This window comes from Aeromonas sp. FDAARGOS 1402 (assembly GCF_019046925.1).
In the GTDB taxonomy this organism is placed as follows: domain Bacteria; phylum Pseudomonadota; class Gammaproteobacteria; order Enterobacterales; family Aeromonadaceae; genus Aeromonas; species Aeromonas caviae.
Genome location: NZ_CP077201.1, coordinates 2,954,663 through 2,981,121 on the forward strand (window position 1 = coordinate 2,954,663; position 26,459 = coordinate 2,981,121).

General features: G+C 62.2%; 22 protein-coding genes. 7 read left to right on the top strand and 15 right to left on the bottom strand.

The features are described 5' to 3' along the window. Positions 1 to 314: 314 nt before the first annotated feature. From dkgB to I6L32_RS14215, 5 genes are all read right to left on the bottom strand, one after another. On the bottom strand, positions 315 to 1,118 hold the full coding sequence (gene dkgB / locus I6L32_RS14195; protein WP_202041020.1) for a 2,5-didehydrogluconate reductase DkgB: 804 nt from the start codon (positions 1,116 to 1,118) through the stop codon (positions 315 to 317). Between the two features lie 90 nt (positions 1,119 to 1,208). Beyond that, positions 1,209 to 1,499, bottom strand: coding sequence for a putative quinol monooxygenase (locus I6L32_RS14200; protein ID WP_216944022.1), 291 nt, complete (start codon positions 1,497 to 1,499; stop codon positions 1,209 to 1,211). Positions 1,500 to 1,697: 198 nt separating this feature from the next. Beyond that, positions 1,698 to 2,288: a HEPN domain-containing protein gene (locus I6L32_RS14205; RefSeq protein WP_201996764.1), complete on the bottom strand. Its 591-nt coding sequence runs from the start codon at positions 2,286 to 2,288 to the stop codon at positions 1,698 to 1,700. 219 nt (positions 2,289 to 2,507) lie between these two features. Next, entirely contained in the window at positions 2,508 to 2,876 is a 369-nt protein-coding gene (locus tag I6L32_RS14210; RefSeq protein WP_216944023.1) for a VOC family protein, read from the bottom strand. A 31-nt stretch (positions 2,877 to 2,907) separates the two neighbouring features. Further along, positions 2,908 to 3,282 (bottom strand): DUF6404 family protein, encoded by a 375-nt coding sequence (locus tag I6L32_RS14215; protein ID WP_109112898.1) that lies wholly within the window; start codon positions 3,280 to 3,282, stop codon positions 2,908 to 2,910. 168 nt (positions 3,283 to 3,450) lie between these two features. On the opposite strand from I6L32_RS14215, the gene I6L32_RS14220 reads away from it, so the two are divergent. Further along, positions 3,451 to 4,353 (top strand): LysR family transcriptional regulator, encoded by a 903-nt coding sequence (locus I6L32_RS14220; RefSeq protein WP_069652739.1) that lies wholly within the window; start codon positions 3,451 to 3,453, stop codon positions 4,351 to 4,353. A 177-nt stretch (positions 4,354 to 4,530) separates the two neighbouring features. Here I6L32_RS14220 and glpK read toward each other — a convergent pair whose 3' ends face one another. Both glpK and I6L32_RS14230 read right to left on the bottom strand, forming a co-directional pair. Then, complete coding sequence (glpK, locus tag I6L32_RS14225) at positions 4,531 to 6,033, bottom strand: glycerol kinase GlpK (RefSeq protein ID WP_010674229.1); 1,503 nt, start codon at positions 6,031 to 6,033, stop codon at positions 4,531 to 4,533. A gap of 54 nt (positions 6,034 to 6,087) precedes the next feature. Continuing rightward, positions 6,088 to 6,936, bottom strand: a complete 849-nt coding sequence (locus I6L32_RS14230; protein ID WP_049636802.1) for an MIP/aquaporin family protein — start codon at positions 6,934 to 6,936, stop codon at positions 6,088 to 6,090. 490 nt (positions 6,937 to 7,426) lie between these two features. Between I6L32_RS14230 and glpT the strand changes: the two genes are divergently transcribed. The 6 genes from glpT (at position 7,427) to tyrA (ending at position 15,464) form a co-directional block, all read left to right on the top strand. Beyond that, positions 7,427 to 8,782, top strand: a complete 1,356-nt coding sequence (gene glpT, locus I6L32_RS14235; RefSeq protein WP_010674232.1) for a glycerol-3-phosphate transporter — start codon at positions 7,427 to 7,429, stop codon at positions 8,780 to 8,782. Between the two features lie 101 nt (positions 8,783 to 8,883). Next, a complete protein-coding gene (locus tag I6L32_RS14240; RefSeq protein ID WP_010674233.1) occupies positions 8,884 to 9,642 on the top strand; it encodes a DeoR/GlpR family transcriptional regulator in 759 nt (252 codons plus the stop codon). A 449-nt stretch (positions 9,643 to 10,091) separates the two neighbouring features. Beyond that, entirely contained in the window at positions 10,092 to 11,579 is a 1,488-nt protein-coding gene (gene glpD, locus I6L32_RS14245; protein WP_042865239.1) for a glycerol-3-phosphate dehydrogenase, read from the top strand. A gap of 102 nt (positions 11,580 to 11,681) precedes the next feature. After that, positions 11,682 to 12,764, top strand: a complete 1,083-nt coding sequence (gene glpQ / locus I6L32_RS14250; RefSeq protein WP_216944024.1) for a glycerophosphodiester phosphodiesterase — start codon at positions 11,682 to 11,684, stop codon at positions 12,762 to 12,764. 368 nt (positions 12,765 to 13,132) lie between these two features. Continuing rightward, positions 13,133 to 14,206 carry a 3-deoxy-7-phosphoheptulonate synthase gene (locus tag I6L32_RS14255; RefSeq protein ID WP_216944025.1) on the top strand — a complete coding sequence of 358 codons (1,074 nt, stop codon included), beginning with the start codon at positions 13,133 to 13,135 and terminating at the stop codon, positions 14,204 to 14,206. 118 nt (positions 14,207 to 14,324) lie between these two features. Next, positions 14,325 to 15,464, top strand: a complete 1,140-nt coding sequence (gene tyrA, locus I6L32_RS14260; RefSeq protein ID WP_010674237.1) for a bifunctional chorismate mutase/prephenate dehydrogenase — start codon at positions 14,325 to 14,327, stop codon at positions 15,462 to 15,464. 114 nt (positions 15,465 to 15,578) lie between these two features. Here the strand turns inward: tyrA and hdfR are convergent, their stop codons facing one another. The 8 genes from hdfR to I6L32_RS14300 all read right to left on the bottom strand — a co-directional run bounded on the left by hdfR (position 15,579) and on the right by I6L32_RS14300 (position 26,393). Further along, entirely contained in the window at positions 15,579 to 16,454 is an 876-nt protein-coding gene (gene hdfR, locus I6L32_RS14265; RefSeq protein WP_039038620.1) for an HTH-type transcriptional regulator HdfR, read from the bottom strand. After that, positions 16,454 to 16,810 (bottom strand): DUF413 domain-containing protein, encoded by a 357-nt coding sequence (locus tag I6L32_RS14270; protein ID WP_010674239.1) that lies wholly within the window; start codon positions 16,808 to 16,810, stop codon positions 16,454 to 16,456. The genes hdfR and I6L32_RS14270 overlap by 1 nt, the downstream gene beginning before the upstream one ends. Positions 16,811 to 17,101: 291 nt before the next feature. After that, positions 17,102 to 17,584 (bottom strand): serine protease inhibitor ecotin, encoded by a 483-nt coding sequence (gene eco, locus I6L32_RS14275; protein ID WP_010674240.1) that lies wholly within the window; start codon positions 17,582 to 17,584, stop codon positions 17,102 to 17,104. Between the two features lie 194 nt (positions 17,585 to 17,778). Further along, positions 17,779 to 18,336, bottom strand: coding sequence for a DUF1566 domain-containing protein (locus tag I6L32_RS14280; RefSeq protein WP_010674241.1), 558 nt, complete (start codon positions 18,334 to 18,336; stop codon positions 17,779 to 17,781). Continuing rightward, complete coding sequence (locus tag I6L32_RS14285; protein ID WP_216944026.1) at positions 18,333 to 19,691, bottom strand: DUF1566 domain-containing protein; 1,359 nt, start codon at positions 19,689 to 19,691, stop codon at positions 18,333 to 18,335. The genes I6L32_RS14280 and I6L32_RS14285 overlap by 4 nt, the downstream gene beginning before the upstream one ends. Positions 19,692 to 19,741: 50 nt before the next feature. After that, on the bottom strand, positions 19,742 to 22,153 hold the full coding sequence (locus I6L32_RS14290) for a proprotein convertase P-domain-containing protein (protein ID WP_216944027.1): 2,412 nt from the start codon (positions 22,151 to 22,153) through the stop codon (positions 19,742 to 19,744). 29 nt (positions 22,154 to 22,182) lie between these two features. Further along, the gene (locus I6L32_RS14295; RefSeq protein ID WP_134996784.1) at positions 22,183 to 24,225 is read right to left on the bottom strand and encodes a prolyl oligopeptidase family serine peptidase; all 2,043 of its coding nucleotides are present in this window, start codon (positions 24,223 to 24,225) and stop codon (positions 22,183 to 22,185) included. Then, positions 24,225 to 26,393 (bottom strand): TonB-dependent hemoglobin/transferrin/lactoferrin family receptor, encoded by a 2,169-nt coding sequence (locus I6L32_RS14300; RefSeq protein WP_216944028.1) that lies wholly within the window; start codon positions 26,391 to 26,393, stop codon positions 24,225 to 24,227. The genes I6L32_RS14295 and I6L32_RS14300 overlap by 1 nt, the downstream gene beginning before the upstream one ends. Positions 26,394 to 26,459 lie beyond the last annotated feature (66 nt).

The following is a 26,459-nucleotide window of genomic DNA, read 5'->3' on the forward strand; positions in this document are numbered from 1 at the left end:
CGTCAAATTACTTTTGCCAAATCAGCAGCAATGGGGCCGTGAAAGTGGGAGTGGCCGAGGCCGCGAGGACAAGCGCGGCCATGCAGCACAAGTTTGAATGCAGAGGCAAAGCGTACAGACCGAACTGGGAATAAAGAGGGAAGGGCAGCGGAAGGTTCCAGGGGAGGGGGCCAGCGGCGCGGGTGGCAGTGACGCGCGGTATTGGGGACAAAAAAAGCGGGAGGCATTGTGCCTCCCGCTGGTGCTGAAGAATGTCATTGAGCCTTATTTGCTCCCTTCTCCCCTGGCGGGAGAAGGGCTGGGGATGAGGGGGATCAATCCCAATTCGGCGCAAAGTCCGGGTTGGCGCAGCGCTCACCCCGATCCAGGGTGGCAATCTGCGCCATCTCGTCGCTGCTAAGCCGTACCTTCAGCGCGGCCAGGTTGGCGGCCAGATTCTCCCGCTTGGTGGAACTCGGGATCACCGTCATGCCCTGGGCCAGCAGCCAGGCCAGCGACACCTGGGCCGCCGAGACGCCGTGGCGCTTGCCGATCTCCATCAGCAGCGGCTCGGCGAGCACCTTGCCATAGGCGAGCGGCATGTAGGCGGTGATGGCGATACCGTGGGCCTGGCAGAATTCGACCACCTTGCGGTTTTGCAGCAGGGGGTGGATCTCCACCTGCTGGTGGGCGATGGCGCCCGGCCCCAGGATCTCGACCGCCTGTTTAAGCTGGGCCACGGTGAAGTTGGAGACCCCGATCTCCCGGGTCAGGCCCCGGGCTTTGGCCTCGGCGAGCTGCTCCAGATAGACCGCCATCGGCACCTCATCCAGGGGGGAGGGCCAGTGAATGAGCGCCAGATCCAGATAGTCGGTGCCGAGTTTTTCCAGGCTCACTTCCAGGCTCGGGATCACCTTGCCCGGACCGAACTCGCTGGTCCACACCTTGGTGGTCAGGTAGATATCCTGGCGGGGCACGCCACTCTCGCTCATCAACTGGCCGACTTCGGCCTCGTTGTCATAGATCTGGGCGGTATCGATATGGCGGTAGCCAAGTTCCAGCCCCTGGAGCAGGGAGTCGCGAAGGGGCTGATCTTTCAGGCGGAAGGTTCCAAGACCCAGGTTGGGCATCTTCATCATCAAATTCCTCAGGTTAGTGTTTCTACGCTCAATGCTTTGTCTGTTTGCCGGGCCTGCGGTGCAGATCCGGCGGGGAGGGCGCCGGCAGCCTCAGACCCTGTGATAGCGGCGCACCAGGCTGCTGGCAAACCACTCCTGGGGGTCGGCCACGAAGGCGAGAAAATGGGGCTGCTGCTGGTGGGCGCTGAGGGCTGCTTCACTCTCCCACTCCTCGTACAGCATCCAGCCGTGGGGGCTCTCCAGGCTCTGATGCAACTGGTAGCGAAGGCACCCCGGCTCTTGCAGGGTAGCGGCGATCAGCGGCTCGAGGGCAGCGCGAAACTGGGCTGCGAATTCGGGTTTGGCGTCAAGCTGGGCAATCACAATCAGGGGGGATGGCATCTGAACCTCCTCGTTAAGACGGGAGTCAGTATGCCCGCCCCAGACTGGGGGATACAGGGCAGCAGTCGCAAAACACTATTGAGGTGAGTGCAGCAATGGGGAGATCTCATAAACTGGAGTTGATAAGGAGACCGGATAAACACCGGTCTCTGATGATAATAGGAACTGTACTATTTACATTAATGCTCATTACAAAATTTAGCCAGATAGCTGGTGTTGCCTTTCAAGTACGGAGGCATGATGCTGATCAATTTTAACGTTGACGTAATTGTCGGTGACCTTAACGAGATCTTTTATAAAGCGAATCACCTTTTCAAGTTCATCACGTTTTATAAGATGCGCAGATGGTATTCCAGAATTTATTGGTTTTGAACGATGTGCAGCATCACCGCGTTTTTTAATCCATTGATTTAGAGTGGTTCTGGCTTTATCTGGTTCATAGTTAGACCATCGCCATCCCTCTGTAACATCAAAACCTAGATAGTCTTGAAATATTCGTTTGGTTTTGTCAGAACTTGGATTATGGAACGTTTTTAAGTCTGCATGCAGTTTCTTGAGGATAAAATCGCCTAGGTAGCTGCCTTGTACAACAGTCAATTTTTTGTGCATTTCTTCGACTAGGCGATCCTCTACATATGTTTCCCATGCTGTGAGAGCCATCACTAGGCCAGCTCGTTTTAATACTTCACTATTCGTAGGTGGGGGATTAGCATTGATACTATCAAAATGAGCCAATAACTCTTCAGCATCTTTTATTGCGTATTCAAATCCTTGAATTGCTTTTGACATATTATTCTTCCAATGAAGTTCATTTAGATAATATATTTTGTTTTATTGGTGGCAATATAAATAGGCGCTGGCCGTATAGTAGTAGGTCATTCTCCCTTAATCTGACAGCTTCGCGATCATAAAATAGGTGTTTTATCCGTGAATTTAAAGCTAAAAAAGATAAAGGTAAGCTTTGTATATGACTGGGAGCGAGAGACTGTGCATGTCTGCCCCTCGCTATCAGAGACAGACAGCCAGTTCGGACCAGACCGCAAATTCATTGCCGCTGGGCTCGACAAAGTGAAAGCGGCGGCCACCGGGGAAGTCGAACAGGGGGCGCACTATGGTGCCCCCTGCGCCGGCTACCTTGCTCTGGGTCGCCTCGATATCGGCGCTGTAGAACACCAGCAGGGCGCCCCCCTGCTCCGTGTGGCTGCAGAGATCCGCGCGATAGAAACCGCCATCCAGCCCTTCTCCCTCGAAGGCGCAATAATCGGGGCCGTAGTCGGCAAACTGCCAGCCAAAGGCGGCGGTGAAGAAGGCCTTGGTGGCGGCAAGATCCCTGGCCGCAAACTCCACATAGTTCAGTTTTTCATGGGCCTTGGTCATGGGCTCTCCTTGTCGGTGATTATTTCGGTTGTCAGCGTTTTTGCGGGCGGATCGTGGAGTGCGGCAAGGCGTCCCAGGGGGTCAGCTTGAGCTGCTTGCGCCTAAACCAGAACCAGGTCCCCATCAGCAGACCGAGCCCGATGCCAAACAGCAGGCTCTGGCGCAGGGCAAACCCCGAGCTCACCTCATCCTGCCAGCCGAGGCACCACATCAACACCCCCCAGATAGCGCCGATGGGGAGTCCCAGGGCAAGAACGTTGATCAGAAAGCGTTCGTAGTGGGGCGGCCTGATGGTGAACCCCGCCTTTCGCAGCAGCCAGATGATCGGCGGGTTGTAGTTGAGCGTTTGCACGCCCTTCTCGGCCAGCTCCCGATGGGCGGCGGCCAGCCTGTTGTCGAATGTCATGGATCGTCCCTGTCATAGTGTGGCGCCATACGGTGCCGGTTGGCGGCATTGTACTGGCAAGGGCGCAGATAAAACAGGTGGTGCGTCACGATACGAAGCGACGCCTGTCTTGCCAACTCCCGGCCATTGCACCTATAAAGACCCATTACTCTTGCCAGGATGACAACAATGAAGACCCATTCCGATGAATTGACCCTGTTTGTGGCGGTGGTGGAGGCGGGCAGCTTTCGCCAGGCGGCGGAGAATCTCGGCATGGATAATTCCGTGGTGAGCCGCGGCATCAAGCGTCTCGAAGAGAAGCTCGCCACCGTGCTCCTCAACCGCACCACCCGCCGGGTCAGCCTGACCGAGGAGGGGAGCTGGTTCTATCAGCGGGCGGTGAAGATCCTGACCGAGATGAGCGAGGCGGAAGGGTTGCTGCTGATGCGCCGGGAGCAGCCGGAGGGCATATTGCGGGTGGACGCCGCCACCCCCTTCATCCTGCATAGATTGGTGCCCATCATCGGCGAGTTTCGCCGCCGCTACCCCGCCATCGAGCTGCAACTGCACAGCTCCGAGGGCTTCATCAACCTGATGGAGCGGCGGGTGGACATGGCCATTCGCATCGGCGAGCTGACGGACTCCTCCCTGCGGGCCCTGCCGCTGGGCCGCTCGCGGCTGCGGCTGCTGGCTTCCCCCGACTATCTGAAGGCACGCGGTACCCCGCGCCAGCCGGCTGACTTGCTGGCTGGCCACGAGCTGCTCGGTTTTTTGCACCCCGATCACCTCAATCATTGGCCCCTATTGAGCGAGGAGCAGGGGGACAGGTTCGCCATCACCCCGACCCTGCGGGCCAGCAGCGGGGAAACCTTGCGTCAGCTGGCGCTGGCGGGGCAGGGGATCGTCTGCCTGTCGGACTTCATGACAGGGGATGACAGGGCGAGCGGGGCGCTGGTGGAGGTGCTGGCCCGCAGCAACAGCGGCGCTTCGCGCCCCATCCATGCGGTCTTCTACTCCGATGCCCAGCGGGACATCCGGCTGCGGGTCTGGCTCGATTTCCTGAAAGAGCAGCTCGGCAACCACGCGCTCTAGGCGTGTTCCGACAGGGCCAATCCCCTCCCGCCCTTCCCCTCCACGAGAGGGAGGGGCCATCTTTTCCCACTCCTCAAGGGGAGGGGGCCGAGGGGCTTGCGAGCGCCAATATAAAGAGGCCGACATCGCTGTCGGCCTCTTTGCTTTTTTCATCTCAAGGATGCGTCGGTTACCCCATCACTCCTCTTCGGCCCAGCGGCGTGAGCGTTCCACCGCCTTCTTCCAGCCGCTGTAGCGCTTGGCGCGATCGTCGCGGTCCATCTGCGGAATGAACTCGCGGTCCACGCTGAACTTGTCTTCCAGCTCTTCGGAGCTCTTCCAGAAGCCCACGGCGAGGCCGGCCAGGAAGGCGGCGCCCATGGCGGTGGTCTCGATGCGGGTCGGACGCACCACAGGGGTGTGCATCATGTCAGCCTGGAACTGCATCAGGAAGTCGTTGGCCACGGCGCCGCCGTCCACCTTGAGGGCCGCCAGCTTGATGCCGGAGTCCTGCTGCATGGCATCCAGTACGTCGCGGCTCTGGTAGGCGATGGATTCCAGCGCAGCGCGGATGATGTGGTTGCGGTTGGCGCCACGGGTCAGGCCGACCATGGTGCCGCGAGCATACGGATCCCAGTAGGGGGCGCCCAGGCCCACGAAGGCCGGCACCAGGTAGACGCCGTTGGTGTCGCCTACCTTGCTCGCGAAGTAGTCGGTATCGCGGGCATCGTGGATGATCTTGAGCTCATCGCGCAGCCACTGGATGGTGGCGCCACCCATAAATACCGCACCCTCGAGGGCATAATTCACTTCCCCTTTCGGGCCGATGGCGACCGTGGTCAGCAGGCCGTTGCTGGAGCGAACCGGCTCGGTGCCGGTGTTCATCAGCATGAAGCAGCCGGTACCGTAGGTGTTCTTGGCCATCCCTTTTTCGAAGCAGAGCTGGCCGAACAGGGCGGACTGCTGGTCACCGGCGATACCGGCGATGGGGATGCGGGCGCCGCCGCCACGGGTGGTGTAGCCATAGACCTCGGAGGAGGGTTTGACTTGCGGCAGCATGGAGGCGGGGATGCCCAGCTCGTCCAGCATGCGCTCATCCCACTTCAGGTCGCGGATGTTGTAGAGCATGGTGCGCGAGGCGTTGGTCGGGTCGGTGACGTGCACCTCGCCGTTGGTCATCTTCCACACCAGCCAGGTGTCGATGGTGCCGAACAGCAGCTCGCCGTTCATTGCCTTCTCCCGGGCCCCTTCCACGTTGTCCAGGATCCACTTCACCTTGGTACCGGAGAAGTAGGCATCCAGCACCAGGCCGGTGTTTTCGCGAACGTACTCTTCAAGGCCCCGGGCCTTGAGTTCTTCACAGATGGCCGCGGTGCGGCGGCACTGCCAGACGATGGCGTTGTAGATGGGCTTGCCGGTGGCCTTTTCCCAGACGACGGTGGTTTCACGCTGGTTGGTGATGCCGATGGCGGCGATCTGCTCGCTGTGCAGGCCGCTCTTGGCCAGCACTTCGGTGAAGACGGAGGACTGGGTCGCCCAGATCTCCATGGGGTCGTGCTCGACCCAGCCCGCTTTCGGGTAGTGCTGGGTGAATTCGCGCTGGGAGGTCGCGACGATGTTGGCGTCCTGATCGAAGACAATGGCACGGGAGGAGGTGGTGCCCTGGTCCAGCGCAACGACAAATTTCTTTTCAGCAGACATGATGTTCTCCACGTTTTTATTTTCCACGTTGTTACACGTTGGGGAGGGCCGCTCTCAGGCGGCGGCCTCTTCTTTGTTAGACAGCTTGGAGGCTTCTTCGGTGGCGACGCGGTTGCCCGGGACGCAGGGAGCCAGCACTTTCACATACAGGGCGGTACCGATCTGGGCGCCGACGATGGGGCCAAGGATGGGGACCCAGAAGTAGGGGTTGTCACGACCACCGGTCAGGGCCACGTCACCCCAGCCAGCCACGAAGGCGAACAGTTTGGGGCCGAAATCACGGGCCGGGTTCATGGCAAAGCCGGTCAAGGGGCCGAGGGAGGCGCCGATCACCGCGATCAGGATGCCGATGAGCAGGGCGGCGGCGAAGCCTTTGGGGGCGCCGTTGTTGTTGTCACCCAGTGCCATGATGCCCAGCATCAGGACGGCGGTGATCACCATCTCGACCGCGAAAGCCTGCATGTTGGAGAGCAGGGCATTGGGGTAGGTGGAGAAGATGCCTGCGGTGCCGAGGCTCTCGACGCTGCCGCGCACCACGTTGTGGGTCAGCTCCCACTGGGTGAACAGGTTGCTGTAGAGGGCGTAGACCAGGGCGGCGGAGGCGAATGCCCCGGCTATCTGGGCGATGATGAAGGGCACCACCTTGCGCTTGTCAAAGCCGCAGAAGGTCATCAGTGCCAGGGTCACGGCAGGGTTGAGGTGGGCACCGGAGATGCCACCGCTGACATAGATGGCGATGGCGACACCCAGGCCCCAGGTAATGGAGATTTCCCATTGCCCGAAGTTGGCGCCAGCCAGCACCAGGGCGGCCACGCAGCCGACACCGAAGAAGATCAGCAGGCCGGTGCCGATAAACTCGGCGAGGCACTCGCCAAGCAGGGTATTGGGTCTTTGTATGCTCATAGTTGTTATTCCTTATATCCACCCACAGTAGGTTTGATGTTCCGTTTTGTTATCTTTCATTCCCATTCATTGCGCCCGAAAACGTTTCTTCTTGTTTTTTGAGCTTGCGCAAACGTTATGCTCGTTTGCGCTCGTTCTTGGACGAGAGAGAAAATAAACCTTCTGCGTCAATTCACCATACCCCCGCCACCGGAAATGTGGGCAAGATCCCATTCATTGCTAAGAAAATGTGACGAAAAGCAACAGTTGTCGGCCATATTACTCCTTAGTGAGTAGCCAAAAGCCACGCCATGCGTGGGCTGACCCTGGATGCGCGTTCACTCACTGCGTCACAATTTTTGTAATAAAACTGCAATAATTTAGCGCTCATCACAGATTAAATGTTCACAAATGAGCACAATAGGCTCGCTTGCGAATTAAGACGCGTCTGATCGCCGGCATGAGCGGGGCGTCCTCAACCGCCCAGAACAACAATAAAAGGAAGCAGAACATGCTTAGTCTCTTCAGGCCTGCACCCCATATCGACCGGCTGCCGGCCGACAAGGTGGATCCCTTCTACAAACGCATGCGTTGGCAGGTGTTCTTCGGGATCTTCTTCGGGTATGCGGGTTACTACCTGGTACGGAAAAACTTCAGTCTGGCGATGCCCTACCTCATCGAGCAGGGCTTCTCCCGCGGGGATCTGGGTCTGGCCCTCTCCGGCGTCTCCATCGCCTACGGTCTCTCCAAATTCCTGATGGGGAACGTGTCGGACAGATCCAACGCGCGCTACTTCCTCTCCGCCGGTCTGCTGCTCTCGGCAGGCATCATGTTCATGATGGGGACCATGCATTGGGCTACCTCCAGCATTGGCATCATGTTCGTGCTCCTGTTCCTGAACGGCTGGGCACAGGGCATGGGCTGGCCCCCCTGCGGCCGTACCATGGTGCACTGGTGGTCGCAGAAGGAGCGGGGTGAGATCGTCTCGGTCTGGAACGTGGCCCACAACGTGGGCGGCGGCATGATAGGCCCCCTGTTCATCCTCGGCATGGGCTGGTTCAACGACTGGCGCAGCGCCTTCTATGTGCCTGCGGCGGCGGCGGCGGCCATCGCGGTGATCGCCTTCTTCGTGATGCGCGATACCCCGCAGTCGGTCGGTCTGCCTCCCATCGAGGAGTACAAGAACGACTACCCGAAGGATTACAACGAAAGCCACGAGCAGGAGTTCTCCGCCAAGGAGATCTTCATGAAGTACGTGCTGCACAACAAGCTGCTCTGGTACATCGCCATCGCCAACGCCTTCGTCTACCTCATCCGTTACGGCGTGCTGGACTGGGCGCCCACCTATCTGAAAGAGGCCAAGGACTTCAGCGTGGATCACTCCTCCTGGGCCTACTTCCTCTATGAGTGGGCGGGGATCCCGGGCACCCTGCTGTGCGGCTGGATCTCCGACAAGATGTTCAACGGCCGCCGCGCCCCGGCAGGCATCCTGTTCATGGTGCTGGTGACCCTCTCCGTGTTGGTCTACTGGTTCAACCCGGCGGGCAACCCGACCATCGACATGATGGCCCTGGTCGCCATCGGCTTCCTCATCTATGGCCCCGTCATGCTGATCGGCCTCTACGCCCTGGAGCTGGCGCCCAAGAAGGCGGCCGGTACCGCGGCGGGCTTCACCGGCCTGTTCGGTTATCTGGGTGGCGCGGTCGCGGCCAACGCCATGCTGGGCTACACCGTTGACCACTTCGGCTGGGACGGCGGCTTCATGGTTCTCACCGTCTCCTGCGTGCTCTCCATCATCCTGCTGGCCATGACCCTCAAGCACGAGAACGAGTCGATTGCCGCCAAGGCGGCTGCCCATAAGGCATAAAACGTGATCCTGACCTTATCGATTGGAAAAGGGATCAGGTACACTGCCAAAGGCCCCGCACCTGCCGGGGCCTTTTTTCGTCTCATCTGCGGAGTGCAAGCGTGAAGCAAACCCAACGACATCTGGAGATCCTGGACGTCCTGACCCGGCAGGGTTTCGTCTCGACCGACGATCTGGTGACCCATTTTGACGTCAGCCCCCAGACCATTCGCCGGGATCTCAACGATCTCGCCGAACAGAACAAGATCCGGCGCCATCACGGCGGGGCCTCACTGCATTCGAGCACCGTCAACACCGCCTACAGTGCCCGCAAGGTGATGCAGCTCAAGGAGAAGGAGCGCATCGCCCGGGAAGTGGCTGCCAACATCCCCGACGGCTCGTCGCTCTTTATCGACATCGGCACCACCACCGAGGCCATCGCCCGGGCCCTGCTCGACCACCGGGAGCTGCGCGTGGTCACCAACAACCTGAACGTCGCCAGCATCCTGACCGCCAAGGATGACTTCACCGTCATCATCGCCGGCGGTGAAATTCGCAACCGGGATGGCGGCATCGTCGGGGAGGCGACCCGCGACTTCATCGGCCAGTTTCGCATGGACTACGGCGTCATCGGCATCTCGGGCATCGACAGCGACGGCTCCCTGCTCGATTTCGACTATCACGAGGTGAAGATCGCCCAGGCCATCATCGCCCACTCCCGCCAGGTGTTCCTTGCCGCCGACCACACCAAGTTTGGCCGCAACGCCATGGTCAACCTCGGCAACCTCAACCAGATCCACGCCCTGTTCACGGATCAGGAGCCGCCGGAGAAGCTGATGCGACTGATGTCCCAGCATCAGATCGCCTGCCATATCTGCTGAGCTTCCCCGTACAGGCATCAGGCCGCCTCGGGGCGGCCGCTTTTTTTTCTGCCCCCTCCCGGCCTGCGGCGTCTCCCTTGCGGCGCCTAAGCGGCCAGTTCCTGGCGCTGACACACCTTCTTTGACCCCTGATGTTGTCCCCGCACTCGGGCACCCGGTTTGCACCGACGCCAGGCGCCTGCGAGGGATTCACGCCATCGCGTTCATCACCTTGCCCCATGGGCGCCCCCATCCGGGACTCTTTGTTCTCCTCCCTGCCCGAAATGGCTGTTTCCGGCAGACCTTAGCCTGGCTAGGCCGTCACCGACTGGCAGCATTTTTAGCATTGTGAAAACAATCGCGATCACATTTCTCTCACGAAATGTTCGTTTATTGGTTTTTCATGTTCTAATATGAGCGAAATCAAACATTGCTGTCATGGCAAACACAAAATAAGAAAGTAGGTGAACATGAGCGAACATTATGATCTGGTCGTCGTCGGCGGCGGCATCAACGGGGTCGGCATCGCGGCAGATGCGGCGGGGCGGGGGCTGAAGGTGGCGCTGTTCGAGGCGAGCGATCTCGCCTCTGCCACCTCGTCCAACTCCAGCAAGCTGATCCACGGCGGCCTGCGCTATCTCGAACATTACGAATTCCGGCTGGTGAAAGAGGCGCTGGCGGAGCGGGAGGTCCTGCTCGGTATGGCTCCCCACATCGCCCGTCCCATGCGTTTTCGTCTGCCCCATCGCCCGCACCTGCGTCCGGCCTGGATGATCCGAGCCGGTCTCTTCCTTTATGACAACCTGGCCAAGCGGGACAAGCTCAAGGGGAGTTGCGGCCTGCGCTTCCTGCCGCAGGACGGTCTCAAGAGCGGTATCAACAAGGGCTTTGAATACTCGGACGCCTGGGTCGACGACGCCCGGCTGGTGGTGCTCAATGCCATGCTGGCGCGGGACAAGGGCGCCGATGTGCAGACCCGTACCCGCTGCGTCAAGGCGGTGCGCGGATCCAAGCACTGGACCCTGACGCTGGAGCGGGAAGGGGGCGAGCAGTTCACCGTCAGCTGCCGTGGTCTGGTCAATGCGGCGGGCCCCTGGGTCAAGACCTTCTATGACGAGAGCCTGAGCGAGAAATCCCCCCGCGGCATTCGCCTCATCAAGGGGAGCCACATGATAGTGCCGCGCATCCATGAGCGCGAAGAGGCTTACATCCTGCAAAACGAGGACAACCGTATCGTCTTCGTCATCCCCTACCAGCAGGACTATTCCCTCATCGGCACCACGGACGTGGAGCACAAGGGCAGCCCGCGGGAAGCCAAGATCAGCGATGCCGAGATCAACTACCTGTGCAAGGTGGTCAATGCCCACTTCACCAGGCAGATAAGCCCGGCAGACGTGGTGTGGACCTATGCCGGGGTGCGCCCCCTGTGTGACGACGAGTCCGATTCACCCCAGGCGGTGACCCGAGACTACACGCTCGAGCTCAGTGGTGAATCCGACGGCGCGCCGCTGTTGTCGGTGTTTGGCGGCAAGCTCACCACCTACCGCAAGCTGGCCCAGGCCGCCTGCAACAAGCTCAAGCCCTGGTTCAGCCAGATGGGAGATGACTGGACCGCCTCCTGCCGGCTGCCCGGTGGCGAGTTCGACTGCTCGGTGCGTGAACTGGCGCGAGCCTTTGCGCTGGAATTCGACTGGCTTGACGATCGCAGCGCCCTGCGCATCGCCGAAGCCTATGGCGCTCATGCCCGCCTCTGGCTGAAGGAGGAGCGCGGCCAGCACTTTGGCGCCGGGCTGTATGAATCCGAAGTACGCTATCTCATCGCGCGCGAATGGGCTCACTCCCTGGAGGACATCCTGTGGCGCCGCAGCAAGCTGGGGCTGCGCCTGTCGGAGTCCGAACAGCAGCAGCTCGGTGCCTGGCTGCTCGAGCACCACCACGCCCTGCCCGAAGCCTGCTGATGACCCATGGCGGGCGGCCTTTGCCGCCCGCCGTCAAACTGCAATAAACCCCTGCTATAACAATTACCTGCATCCTACACACCATAACAACGAGACCTCTTGATGAAGCAACCTCACCGTACCCTGATAGCCCTTGGCCTCGGGGTCGCCCTGGCGCTGCCCGCACTGGCGGCCGACGAAGGCAAAATCGTGATCGCCCACCGTGGCGCCTCCGGTTACCTGCCGGAACACACCCTGGAGTCCAAGGCCCTGGCCTATGGCATGGGGGCCGACTATCTGGAGCAGGACCTGGTGATGACCAAGGATGATCAGCTGGTGGTGATGCACGATCACTTCCTCGATGGCATCACGGACGTGGCCGAGCGCTTCCCCGGCCGGGCCCGCCCGGACGGACGCTACTATGTGGTGGATTTCACCCTGGACGAGGTGCGCTCCCTGCGCATGACCGAGCCGTTCCAGCTGGTGGACGGCAAGCAGGTGCCGGTCTATCCGGCGCGCTTCCCGTTGTGGAAGTCCAGCTTCAGGATCCACACCTTCCAGGAAGAGATCGAGATGATCCAGGGGCTCAACAAGAGCACCGGCAAGCACATCGGTATCTACCCGGAGATCAAGGCTCCCTGGCTGTTTCGCCACGAAGGCAAGGACATCTCCAGGGCGGTGCTGAACGTGCTCAAGGAGTACGGCTACACCAGCAAGAGTGACAAGGTCTATCTGCAGTGTTTCGATGCCAACGAGCTCAAGCGCATCAACGGCGAGCTGATGCCCGCCATGGGCATGGATCTCAAGCTGGTGCAGCTGATGGCCGAGACCGACTGGAACGAGACCATGGTCTACGATGCCAAGGGCAAGGCAACCCCCTATGACTACGACTGGATGTTCAAGCCGGGGGCCATGAAGACCATCGCCACCTATGCCGAGGGAATCGGTCCCTGGAAACCCATGGTGGTGACCGAGCCGGGCACTCCCGGCAAGCCGGTCTTCACCGGCATGGTGAAAGAGGCCCACGCGGCCGGTCTCAAGGTGCATCCTTATACCTTCCGTCAGGATGAGGGGCAGATCCCGGCCTATGCGAAAGACTTCACCGACCTGCTCAACATCTTCCTCTACCAGGCCGATGTGGATGGGGTATTCAGCGACTTCCCCGACAAGGCGGTCGAGGCTATCAAGGCCCACGGCAAAGAATAAAAGAAGAGCAACACGGGAATGCAAGCGGGGCCAGGTGCCCCGCTTTTTTGTGCCCGGCGTCATCGCCGGGATGAGGGGCCGGATAAGGGGCCATGAGAGGGGGCAGAGAGATGATATTGAAATGGATGAGTGTAATCTAATGTTTACGATTTGGGGCTGGTTTTGCCTCGCGAGTCGCTACTTTTGAGTTGTTTCACTCTGCATTCTTGGTCATTTATCCATCTATCAGCGTGCTAAGACGCTAGTTTCACTTGATTGTTTGTTTTTCCTTGGTAAGGTGGGGGCGGTTGCGTAACAAAGCGCTGACTTGTGTAAATAAAAATGAACGGTCAGCGCCCTTGGCTTTAAACAGTAGAGAGAATGAGAAGATGCAAAGAGATCCCCTGAACAACATCCATATCCAGTCCGAACAAGTGATGATCACGCCTGCCCAGCTCAAGGAGAAACTGCCCATCTCCGATCGCGCGCTGGCATTCGTGCAAGGGGCCCGCAATACCATCGCCGACATCATCCACCGTCGCGATCACCGCTTGCTGGTGATCTGTGGTCCCTGCTCCATCCACGACATGGACGCCGCCAAAGAGTTCGCAACCAGACTCAAAGCGCTGCATGACGCCTATCAGGACTCTCTCTACATTGTCATGCGGGTCTACTTTGAGAAGCCACGCACCACGGTCGGCTGGAAGGGCTTTATCAACGATCCGAACCTGGACGGCACCTTTGACGTGGAGCTGGGTCTGCACCGCGCCCGCGAGCTGCTCTGCTGGCTGGCCGAGCTGGAGTTGCCGCTGGCGACCGAGGCGCTCGACCCCATCAGCCCGCAATACCTGGCGGAGCTCTTCTCTTGGTCGGCCATCGGTGCCCGCACCACCGAATCCCAGACCCACAGGGAGATGGCCTCCGGCCTCTCCATGCCGGTCGGCTTCAAGAACGGCACCGACGGCAACCTCGGCACCGCCATCAATGCGCTGCAGGCCGCTTCCAGTCCTCATGCCTTCATGGGGATCAACCAGCAGGGTCAGGTCGCGCTGCTGCAGACCCAGGGCAACCCGGATGGTCACGTGATCCTGCGCGGCGGCAAGCACCCGAACTACGACTCGGTCAATGTATCGCTGGCGGAAGAGGCGCTGGAGAAGGCGGGCCTGCTGCCCGGTCTGGTGGTGGATTGCAGCCACGGCAACTCCAGCAAGGATCACCGGCTGCAGCCCAAGGTGGCCGACAACGTCATTCACCAGATCCAGGAGGGCAACCGCTCCATCATCGGGGTGATGCTCGAATCCAACCTGTTCGAAGGCAACCAGTCCAGCGAGCAGCCCAAGTGCGAGATGCGCTACGGCGTCTCCATCACCGATGCCTGCATCGACTGGGAGACCACGGATGCGCTGCTGGCCCGCTGCCACAGCCAGCTGGCGGCACCACTTTTGGCCAGAACATCGGCATAAGCCGTGGTATCTTGTTGTAACTGATTGAACCATCGAGGTATCACTGCCCACGCAGTGATACCTTGTTGCCTCTTGAATGACAGGGCGTCGCTGCGGGCGGCGCCAGCAGGGACTGGACATGGCGGAAGAGTTGAATGCCCTCAGGGACAAGATAGATGCGGTGGACAAGCAGCTGATTGATCTGCTGGCTGCCCGTCTCGCCCTGGTGGGGGAAGTGGGGGAAGTGAAGAGCCGGCACGGCCTGCCCATCTACGCGCCGGATCGGGAGGCGAGCATGCTGGCCCGCCGCCGCGCCGAGGCCGAGGCACTGGGGGTGCCGGGGGACCTTATCGAGGATGTGCTGCGCCGGGTGATGCGCGAGTCCTATATTCTGGAGTCCGCCAGCGACAAGGAGCACCACTTCAAGTGCATGAAGCCTGAGCTCGGCAAGGTGGTGATCATCGGTGGCCAGGGGCAGCTTGGCCGCCTGTTCGGCAACCTGTTCAGCCTCTCGGGCTACCGGGTCGAAACCCTGGGTCAGGCCGATTGGCCACGCGCCGACGAGATCCTGCACGGCGCCGGGCTGGTGATGGTGGCGGTGCCCATCGACGTCACCTGCCAGGTGATCGACCGGCTCGGCAACCTGCCGGCGGACTGCCTGCTGGTGGACGTGACCAGCGTCAAGAGTGAACCGCTTGCCCATATGCTGGCGGTACACCAGGGGCCGGTGCTGGGGCTGCACCCCATGTTCGGGCCGGACGTGGCGAGCCTCGCCAAGCAGGTGATCGTCTGCTGTCAGGGGCGCGAGCCCGCCGCCAGTCAGTGGCTGTTGGAGCAGATGACCATCTGGGGGGCGCGTTTGCAGCAGGTGGAGGCCAGGGCCCACGACGAGGCGATGACCTTCATTCAGGCGCTGCGCCACTTTGCTACCTTCGCCTACGGCTGGCACCTCTCCCGGGAGCAGGCCAACATCGACCGCCTGCTTGCCTTAAGCTCTCCCATCTACCGGCTGGAGCTGGCCATGGTGGGACGGCTGTTCGCCCAGGATCCCCACCTCTATGCCGACATCATTCTGTCGTCGCCGCAGAATCTGGCGATGATCCGCCGCTATTACCAGAACTTCGGCGAGGCGCTGGGTCTGCTGGAGCGGGGGGACAGGGAGGGCTTCATCGAGGCCTTCAGCCAGGTCTCCGGCTTCTTCGGCGAGCGGGCGGAGGAGTTCCTGCGCGAGAGCCGCACCCTGCTGGCCCAGGCCAACGACCGTCGCCATCACGGCTGATGCACAAAGACATCCATACAAAAGGGGCCTGATGGCCCCTTTTTCATGTTGTTTGTGCTGCACCGATAACCACGGCAGATGAAAACACAGGTCTGGGCGTGAAATCGCCCTGTTTCATTCGGCAGGCGGTTGACGCAAGTCGGCGTCATGCCAGCCCAGCGGCAGGGTCAGCAGCTGATCGATCAGCTCCCGGCGGTCGGATTTCTCCAGATAGGCGAGGTAGAGCGGGCGGCTCAGGGATTGGCCCCCTTCCACCAGATGAAGCTGCCCCTGCTCCAGGAAGGGGCTCACCATGCGCCTTGGCAGGTAGGCGGCGCCGCCGTTGGCCAGCACGAATTGCAGGGCCATGCTGGCGGAGCTCGAATGCAGCACGGGGGTCTTCTGCAGGCTCTGCAACCGGCTCGATGGCGGTTCGAAGCTGGTGCCCCAGTCGAGATGAATGTGGGGCATCTGCATCAGGCTGTCGGCGTTTGCGGCTGGCTCCCGGCTCACCAGTTCGAATACCAGCTCGCCGATGGGGTGCAGGGCAATCTCGTCGATCTTGGTCGGCTCGGAGAGCAGGGCCAGATCGAGGGAGCGCTCCAGCAACTGGCGACAGAGGTGCTCGCGGGAGGCCGTTTCGAGGCGCACCGCGAGGCCGGGGGCCAGGGCATAGACATGGTTGAGCCAGTCGTTGAAGTCGAGCTCCCAGAAGACGGCGGGGGCGCCGATGGCAAGCTGCTGGCTGAAACCGGGGGAGAGGGCCACGTCCTGCTTGGCGCGCCCCAAAGTATGCAGAATGGCGTCTGCGTAGGGCAGCAGACGCTCACCGGAGGCAGTCAGGCGGATGTTGTTGCGATGACGGGCAAACAGGCTGACCCCGAGTTGCTGCTCGAGCTGGCGGATCCGGAAGCTCACCGCCGACTGGGTCAGGTAGAGATTTTCAGCCGCCCGGCCAAAGTGCCGGGTCTTGCTGACCTCGATGAAGGTCCGAAGCAGCTCGGTATCCATTAATCGAGGGACTCGTCGCTGCCGCCACCGCCGCCTTCAAAGCTGCCACCCGCATCTTCATTGGCGCCGCCTGCGACGGTGCACAGACGGTGCACGCGCTTGGGACCAATCACCTTCAGGTATTTGAACCACACCTTGGCGTGGGGGTTGTTGCCGGCTGCGCCGGATTTGACCTGTTCGATAAAGGCACTTTCTACGTCATCGCGCGGGGCCAGGTTGCCCTGATAGAGCGCCAGCATCACGGTGCCATATTTTTCCAGACTGTCCGCTTCGGCCACGGTGAATTCGCCACTGCGACGCAGGCCACGGGGAAAATGTTTGAAGTCGTTGAAACGCTTGTCTGATTCGAAGCTCATAGTGCTCTTGTTCTGGTTAGTTTGACCTTTGCGGGCAAGTATCATCAGGCCGTCGCAGAGTGCAAAATCAATTTTCTTACTATGTTAATAAATATCTTTTATCGAACAGGGTTTGTCGCATCCCGAGGGGGCATTTTGCGGTGCGCTGCACAAAAAAGCCTGAAAAATAGTGGAGTTATGTCAGATTTTGTACAGGAAAAACCGCTCAAGAACGGGCTCGGAAGCTAAAAATAAGGCGCCGTATGGCGCCTTTTTATCATCATGACTGAGCTGAACCCGAGTGCGCGGCACTCACTCAATCATGGCTGGCTGTGCCAGGTTGTCGGCACGCCACAGACGATAGCGCACCTCGTACTCCTGGGGCACATAGATGACGAAGGGCAGCTTGGAGTTGTAGTTCACGAAGAAGCCCTGACCGTAGATCTGGACGAAACTCTCCTTCTTCTGGCCGTCTGGGCAGGCCATCAGGGTGCTGACGGGGCCGGTGACTTGGCCCAGGGTCAGGTAGTTGTAACCCCAGCCCTTGACGCTGTGCTGTTCCAGATTGCCCGCGAAGCGGGGCAGGTTGCAGTCGACCAGCATCTTCTTGCCGACTTGCAGTTCGACCATCATGTCGGCTTCGTTCTCGACTTCCGGCAGACGGATCACGACACGTTCCTGGTTCACTTCGGCGGCGGGGAACATGCTGATATCAAATTTTTTCGGTTCGGCGGCGAAGGCATGGCCACCCAATAACAAGGCGCCCAGCAGGCTAAAACGCAACACGGTTTTCATCTGTACCTCTTGGGATTGGTTCAACGCCGCTAGACTAACCGCTCTGCCGGTTTCATGCCAGCGCTGCGGCGTGCAAAACCGCTCTGAACAGGCATCACATGACGCAATTTGATGCTTTTTTGACGGCCAGGGTCACCCTGGCGCTTCTTGCCTCGTGTCAAGCAGGGGGCCGGGTGGCCCCCATGGTCAGGCTGTCACCTCACCAGCAGAACCTGTTTCGCCCAAGAGCGGGGGGCGCGCTGGGCGACGGAGCCGCTGGTGATGTCCAGGTAGGCGACGCCCTGAAGGGCCGGCACCGGGGTAGAAGACCAGAGATAGACATAGCCGTCATTCACCTCCTTGCCATCCCCGGCCATGGCGCGGGGGAAGATGGTTTCGTTCAATGCCGGTTTGTAACAGGCGGACTCCAGAATGCTGGCGAGCTCCTTGATGGTGGGCAGGCGCCAGTCGTGATGACCACCAAAGCCATACAGGGCATGGCTCGGTTCGGTACGGATCCGTTCCGCCGTCTGCAGTGCCTGTTGCCAGTAGAGGCGGGTGGGTTCCCCCTCGCAGCTCTGGTTGCGCCAGGTCTGGCCGAGCTGGCAGCGCATCCAGGTCAGACCGGTGCCCCTGTCGGTGACGGTGCCGTTGCCGTGATCCTGGAAACGGGCGGTGGGGCTGGTACGGGGTAGGGCGTCGTCGCAGATGGCGATGGCCAGTGCCAGGGGGCTGCACAGGGTGAGCAGCAGGGTCAGAAGATACTTGTTCATCGGGTTACCTCGGCCACCAGGCGCAGTTGCAGACCGTTGGCGTCATTGCTGTTTTGAACTGGGGTGGGATAGTCGGCACCGGCGTCCTCGCCGAGGAAGATGTGGGCGATGGCGCTCAGAGGCGCGCTCTCCAGCCGGCGGGACGGGGTCAGGGTCTGGCTCCAGTAATAGCCATCGAAGCCATTGAGTCCGGTGCCGACATCGGGGAAGTAGCGCACATCCAGGGTGACGAGCTGGCCATCCTGGCGGGCGAGGGAGCCGTAGTGCTGCAAACTCATCAGCTCACGGGCGTGGGGCAGGCGCCAGTGGGTGATGCCGCACAGTTGCTGTGCATTGAGCCACTGACGGTACTGCTCCGTGGTGCAGATGGCCTCCCCTTCGGGGCAGGCGTAATCCCGCTCCTCCTGGGTCGGGTGATATTCGTCGAACTCCCAGGCGAAGGTGCGGTGCAGATCCCTCGGACTGTCCGGATCCGCCAGCTTCTTCTCCCAGACGAGGCCGGTATTGAGATCCTCCACGCACTCCCAGTTGGGGGCGTTGTCCGCCAGGGGCTGCCCCTTGCCATCCAGCTTGCGATAGCGCAGGGGCGCCTGGTCCAGGCTCGCCTCCTGGCCCGGGTGATCCGCAGGCTCCTGGTCGAGCAGATAATCCACCCCGTCCGTGTAGGTGGTGACGCCGCTGGCGGTCACCAACGCCCGGGGTTGCTGCTGCATCAGCACGGCGGCGAGTCTGGCCTGCTGGCTCAGTAGCTCGGGGCTGGCGGCAAAGTGCCGGGCGAGCTCGGGCAGCAGGGTGACAAGGCCTTGCCAGATCTGCTGACGGCGTTCGCTGGCGGGCAGGGTGGCCTCGTCATCGAAGGCGGCGAGGGCCAGCTCGGCGAGGGCGCGGTTGAAGTCGCCCAGCTGCGCTAGGGCCGCCAGATCTGGGCCGGGGTGAAGGGGCGCCAGGGCGAACAGCACGTCCGTCAGGGCCTGAGCCGGTGGCAGCCCGTCCGAGATACGCGTCTGCAGCAGGGTGCTGAGGGGGCTGGGGGTGAGGTGCTGGTTGTCCTGACGCGCCGCCGGGTGGGCCAGGGGCAGGGCGGCGGGATCCGCCGGAATGAACAGCAGGGGAGTGGTGAGCAGATCAGGGTGGCGCCGGGTCAGAGTGTGGGCACCGGCCTCGCCGCTGACGGCGGGCTCATTGGCTTCGCAGTCGTCGTTCTGGTTCAGGTTGATGCACAGGGTGCCCGCAGCGGGCAGGCTGACCGTCAGGCGGTAGTCCGGCGCGGTCAGGGGAGCCTCGTCCGAACCGCCGCCACAGGCGCTGAGCAGGGGGGCCAGCAGGCAGACGATCGGGGTCATTCTCATGGTCATGGTGTGTCCTTGGAGGGGCCTTGGCCCCTCTCTTCTTTATATAGGGAGAGTCAGAGGCGACGCAGACGGCGCCACAGGGCCAGCGGCAGCAGCCAGAGCAGGGAGAAGGTCCCCCCGCCACTGCTGTCCGAGGTATCGAAGCGGATGATGCCGTCATCCGGCACGGGCACGGTGTTGCCGCACTGGGCGCCGGTACGCTGGCTGATGCTCCACCCGTTCAGGAAACCCTGATTGCCCGGTTTGCTGTCCACCACCTCCAGGGTCCAGCGACCGGCCAGGGGTTCTCCTTCGAAGGCGCTGAAGGGTTGCAGGGACTGCAACTCGGTGGGGAAGACCCCTTTCAGGCTCGGCAGGGGGCTGTAACCCTTGTCCCAGATCTGGACCCGGGTGCCGGCGGGGGAGCTGAGCCAGATCTCCAGCTCATCCAGCGCCTCGTGCTGCAGATCCAGGCTCAGTTGCAGCCTGTCGCTCACACGGGCATCGCTCTTCTCCAGCAGTAGGCTGGTTTCGCTCAAGCCGCGCACCTCCTCGCTCTGGGCATCGTTCAGTCGCTGTGACCGACCACTGGCCCGGCTGATGACGGGGGTGCCGATGGGCAGGGTCAGGGATTGCTGCCACTGGCGCTCGGTGGGGCTGGTACCGCTCATGGCGAGATTCACCGAGAGGCTCGCCTCGTCGCCGCAGGCGAGCGGGCTCTGGGCCAGCAGGCGCAGGGTGGTGGTCATGCTGGCACCGGCGGCCAGGGTTGCTGGTTGCCAGTTGTCAGGATCGGCCTGCAACCCGGTTGGCAGGGTGAGGGCCAGCTCGTTGAGGGTCACTTCCCCTTTGCCCGGGTTGCTGAGGGTCAGCTGCACCGACTGGCGCTGCCCCAGCGGGATGGCGCTCCCCTCGGCGAGGGCGATATAGACGGGAGCTTGCAGCAGCCCGTGCTGACGAAATGCCTGCTCAAGCAGACGGGCATAGGCTCGCGTCGGGTAGAGACGGGCGGCGGTATCCACGGTGATCCGGGCCAGTTGCGGCATGCGAATGGCCGGCCCCAGGCCGAAGTGGGATTCGATGATGACGCGATCAAACTCGTCCCTAGCCGCCTCGCCGTGCTCGGCCACCGCCGTCAGCAGGGCCTGGAACAGCGGGGTGCCCCAGAGCTGATCCCCGTTGCTGCCGTTGATGGTGCGGTGGGCGGGGTAGCGGTAGTCCGGATGGTAGCGGGCGCGCAGATCGTCGAGCTGGCGCGGGGTGCGGTCGGTGAAGCGGGCATCCCAGTTGAACACCATGGCGGGTTCGAACTGGCGACCGGCTTCGCTGCGCTGGCGATGACTGGCGGCCAGGTAGTCGCCAAAGCCCTCGCCAATGGCCCCCCAGTCTCCCTCTTCCCCGAGATCCGGCAGGATGTGGTGCTGCACCCCGTGGCCGAACTCGTGCCAGATGACCATGGGATCCTCGGCATCGGGCACGCCGCTGCGACCCAGCTCCAGCCTGCGTTCGAACGGATCGTAGAGGGAGTTGTCCTGATAGCCCGCGTCCGTGTCGATGCCGAGTGCCCCGGGGATGAGATCGGTGAAGCCGAGCGCCTTGAGGTGGCGCTGGGCGAGATCCAGATGGTAGTAGGCGTTGATGTCCGCAAAGCCGCGATCGTCCCGGGTCAGGCGAAAACCCTGCACGTCACTGCTGCTGTAGGGGGCCGATTCGGGGGCCATGGCATCCACCACCCTGGCATGGGGGCCGCTCAGGCGATACTGCCCGGCTTGCAGGCTCACCGGCAGGGGAACCGGATCCTGATAGGCGGCCTCTGCCAGCACCAGCGTGTCGTGCCAGACCAGGCTGGCGTCCTGCAGGCGGGTGCGGGGATCGGGGTCGAACACCCTGGCCTGAACCTGCATATCGCCAGCGTCGGCGACATGCAGAGGGTGGGTAGTTGCCTGATCCCCGAGACGGCCAAGCTCCTGCTCCCCGTCGCAACGGGCAAACAGCTGCACCTGGCTGGCCTTGGCATTGCCTGCCTTGTGCTCGCGCACCCGCTGGCGCAGGGCAGGCACCAGGGTATCACCGTCTCGCCAGTACCAGGCTTCAACCGGCCCCAGCGTCTCTATCTGGTTGCCGTCGGTGCGCAGGGTGGCGAGCAGGGGATCCAGGGTGCCGCTGGCATCGCAGCCGGGCGCTGTGCTCTGCAAGGGGCGCAGGTTGTGGTAGAGGCGCCAGGGGCGGCCGTCCCCGTCGACACTGACTGCGGCCTGGGTGGCGGCCACCGGCAGGCCGTTCACCAGCTGGCGAAAGCTGTAATGGTGGCCGAGCAGGCTGGCCCTGTCGTAATCGGGGGCGAGGAGCACACCGAGGCGCTGCTCGAGCCAGCGCTTCGGCGTCGTGGTCAGGGGTGGTTCATCGACAAACTGCAGATCGGCCGCCAGCAGCGGTGATGAGATCAGGGTTGCCACCAGCCAGAGGGCCAGAGAAGAGGGTTTCATGGTTCACTCCAGAAAAAGAGGGCAAGGTGTCAGTGATTGACGCCCGCCAGGGTGAGCAGGAAGGCAAACTCCTGCGCCGCACGCAGCGCCGCCGTTCGGGGGGCGCCCAGATGGCCGCCGTCGAGTTCGGTGCGCAGCAGATAGGGGCCTGTTCCCGTGCTATGGGATCGCAGGCGGGCTATCCACTTGAGGGGTTCCCAGTAGGGCACCTGACTGTCGTGCAGGCCGCCCGTCACATAGACGGGGGGATAAGGGGCCTTGTGCAGGTTGTCGTAGGGGCTTAGGCGGCGCATCGCGGCATAGTCACCCGGGATGGCCGGATTGCCCCACTCGGCGTACTCCTGCCGGGTGAGGGGTAGCTCGGGATCCTGCATGGTGCCCAGCAGGTCGACGAAGGGAACTTGCAGCACGGCCCCGGCGAAACGGGTGGGCGCCTGGTTGAGTGCCGCTGCCACCAGCAGGCCGCCGGCGCTGCCGCCCATGGCAAACAGCCGGGCGGGATCGATGGCGGGATCCCGTGCCAGGGCATCGGCCACGGCGAGAAAATCATCCACGCTGTGCTGTTTGTCACGGCCACGACCCTCCCGGTACCAGGGTTCGCCGAGCAAACCGCCCCCGCGCACATGGGCGATGGCGTAGACAAAGCCGCGATCCAGCAGGCTCAGCACCCGGGGCTGGTAGTAGGGACGCATGGGGGTGCCGTAGGCCCCATAGCCGTAGAGCAGCAGTGCCCTGGGGTGGGTAATGCCCTTGCGCCAGACCAGGGAGACAGGCACCTTGACCCCATCCTTGCCCGCGATCCAGCGTCGCTCGCTCTGATAGGGGGAGGTGTCCCTGCTCTCGGGTGTCCCCTCCCAGGCGCCGGAGGCGAGATCCAGCCAGCGCTGGTGAGGTGGCTCGGCCATCCCCTGGCGGCGAATGAGCACCTTGTCGCTGGCCGGTTGCTGGCTGCCCTGGATCCAGGCCGTGCCTGCGCCATCGGTGAGCGGCAGGCTGTGGGTCAACGCACCCTTGGCATCCAGCACATCGAGCCAGTCATCCCCTTCCTTGCGGTATTGCAGCACGGTGTGCCGGGCAAAGAGGCGCCACTTCTCGAGTTCCCGGCCCTCGCCGGACCAGAGCCGTTGCCACTCTCCCTTCGCCACCAGGCTCAAGTCGGCCACCTGATAGAGGCCGAGGGCGCCGTCCCGGTTGCTCTTGAGCAGCACCCTGTCCCCCTGGGTATCCAGGTAGTACTCGAGGCCGCGCTCGCGCCCCTTGAGCAGGTCGGCCCGACCCGCGTCCAGCAGGTATTGCTCGGAGCTGTCGTGGTTGTTGCTTTGCAGCACCAGGTGGCGGCGATCCGTGGTGTGATAGAGGCCGAGCAGCCAGGCGGGATCGCGCTCCTCATACACCAGGGTCTCCTTGCCATCCTGCCAGGCCAGCAGTTGCCAGGGGCGCAGGGTCTGGCGCTCGTTGGCGAGGGTGTAGAGGGTCTTGCCATCCAGACTCCAGAGCAGATCGCCGGCGCGGTGAGGCAAAGAGGCCAGTGTCTCGCCACTCGCCAGATCCAGCAGGGTGATGCGGTAGTCCCGATCTCCCCTGCGGTCTTCGGCCAGGGCAAGCAGTTGCCCGTCCGGGTGCAGGGCCCAGGCGGCGAGCTCGTAATACCCCTCGGCAGGTTGGCGGGGAGCCAGCCGCTTTCGGGGAGCGTCATTGGCGTCGCTGCGTTGCCACAGGCTGCCGTCCGCCTCCATGCGCCACTGGCTGCCAGCCTGGCTCAGCCAGTCGTCCGGCACTGGTTCGCCCCGCTCCCGGCCCTGCCACTCCGTCTGCAGGCGCTGCACCAGTGGCGCCTGGCCGGCGAGCTGCTGCTCGGTCCAGCGGTTCTGCTCGCGCAGCAGCGTCAGGAGGGCGGGATCCTGGCGGCTGTCGTCACGCCAGCCACCATAGGGATCGAGACGGGCTATCTCCCCCTTCATCAGTTGCGGGCGCTCGGGGATGAGGGGCGCGGCCTCCAGGGTTGCCTCAGGCAGGGGAGAGGCGGGGGCCAGCGTGGCCAGCAGGCTGGCCAGGATCAATAGGCTGTGCATCAGATCCCCACGAAGGTGTAGCGCAGGCTGGCACTCAGGGTGCGGCCGCTCTGGGTGAAGAGGGAAGCATCGGTCCCGGCTTCCAGCCCGGCCACATCCTGATAGCGGGTATAGCGGGTGTCGAACAGGTTGTCGAGCTTGAGGTTGACCTTGAGGGAGTCGGTGACCAGCCAGTCGGCCGTCAGGGCGAAACTGAGCCAGCCGGCACTTTCGAGGCAGTCCCCCTGGCGGCCGGTCAGGCTGTTGCCGCAGGTGGGCACCCGGTTCATGGCGGCGGCATAGTCCGCCTGAATGCCCAGACTCCACTCATTGGCCTGATAGCTCAGACGGGTGTTGCCCTCGAGGGGCGTCAGGGTGCGCAGCGCTTCACCTTTGTTGTCCTCGCCATCGACCCAGCCGAGCTTGGTGGCGAGCTCCCACTCCTGGGTCAGCCAGTAGCTGGCGGCGAGTTCGGCCCCCCAGGTTTCGGCCTTGGCGACGTTGCGATATTGGCGCAGGATGACGCCATCGCTCAGGCGCAGCCCCACCTCGCGCCAGTCGATGAAGTTGTAGTAACGGTTGTAGAAGAGCGCTGGCTTGATGCTCCAGTTGTCCCCCTCGCCACTCAGCCCCCACTCGATGCTGTGGCTGGTTTCCTCCTTGAGCCCTGTGTTGGCGATGATCTCGAAGGGCGGCAGAGCAAAGTAGTGGGGGATGTTGCCGTACACCTTGTCGTAGGAAGGCGCTCGGAACCCGTTGGCATAGCTGAGCCAGCTGCGCCACTGGTCGTTGAAGCGGTAGCTGGTGGCCAGGCTCGGGGAGAGGTGCCAGCTGTGGTTGCTGTCGTGGCTGCCGTCCAGCGGCGTGAGCCACTGGTGATCCATGCGCAGGGTGGGGGTGAACTGCCACTGGCCCAGGCTGGCCACGTCGCCGAGCCAGACTCCGGCCCTGTCGGTACGGGCGCGGCTGAAGGGGGCGGACTGGCCGGGTTGGGGAATGCCGGCCTCCAGACTCAGCTTCTCCACCGGCCGCTCGTGGGTGGTGCGCTCCAGCTCGATGCCGTAACTGAGCTGATGGGAGATATGCCCGGTGGCGAGATCCCGGCGCACATCCAGCTCGGTACCGATCCTGTCTTCGGTGAAGGTGGCGAGTTCCCGTTCGCTGCGATAGCGCGGATAACCGCTCAGCAGATCGTTTTGCAGCAGGCTGCGCTTGTTGGCGGTGTTTTTCGAGTGATTGCCGTAGGCACTCCAGGTGAGGCTGTCGGCCAGTATTGTGTCGAGGTTGCTCGCCTCCCAGGCCAGCTTGCCCCCCTGGGTGCGTTGGCTGCCCTGCTCGTGGTACTGGCGCACCTGCCACTTGCCATCGGGCTGGGGCACTTCGCGCGGCCCCTGATCCCGCTCGGCGTTGTCCTCGAAGTAGTCGAGTTCGAGGCGCAGCAGATGATGTTCGTTCAGCTGGATGCGAGAGCTGGTGGAGGCGCTGAGGCCATCCAGAACCGCCGGGATGCGGCTCTCGTCGTAGTTGGCGGTCTCATGTCCCTGCCAGCCGGAGAGGCGCAGCAGGTGTTCGGTATCCCGTATCCGGGCGGCGCCGGTGGCGCTCAGCTTCTGCTTGTCACTGCTGCCATCGTGCAGCACCTTGCTGCTGAGATAGGCATCCTGGCCCTGAAGGTAATCTTCCGGCTGCTTGGTGCTGATGACGATGGTGCCGCCGATGGCATCGGAGCCATGGAGGGAGGAACCGGCTCCCTTGGCCACCTCTATCTGTTTGACGTCCTCGAGATCGAAGCTGAAGCGGCCCACCTTGTCGTTGAGGTCGTCGGCGCCAAAACCGTCGCTGACCCGCACCCCGTCCTTGATGATGAGCACCCGGTTGCCGCCCATGCCGCGGATGATGATGTTCTGGGGGCGGCCGGCGGAGCCGGTCACCGAGACGCCGGGTTCGTTCTTGAACACATCGGTGAGCTCGGTGGCAACCTGGCGATCCAGATCCTCCTCCGTGATGACGGTGATGGAACCCGACACGTCGGAGAGCTTCTGCTCGATGCGCTGTCCCTTGACCACGATGGTTTCGCGCCCCTTGAGTTCGGGGGGCATGTCCGTTGTGTCGACCCCGGCGGGATCGCTGGCAGCCAGCGCCGTACCGGACAGCAGCATGGGCCAGTAGTGAAGAAGTCGAATTTTCATATTTGAGAATAATTATTATTTAAGCCTGAGGGCGCGGATTATTGCAGAGGGAGTCAAGCAGATCAA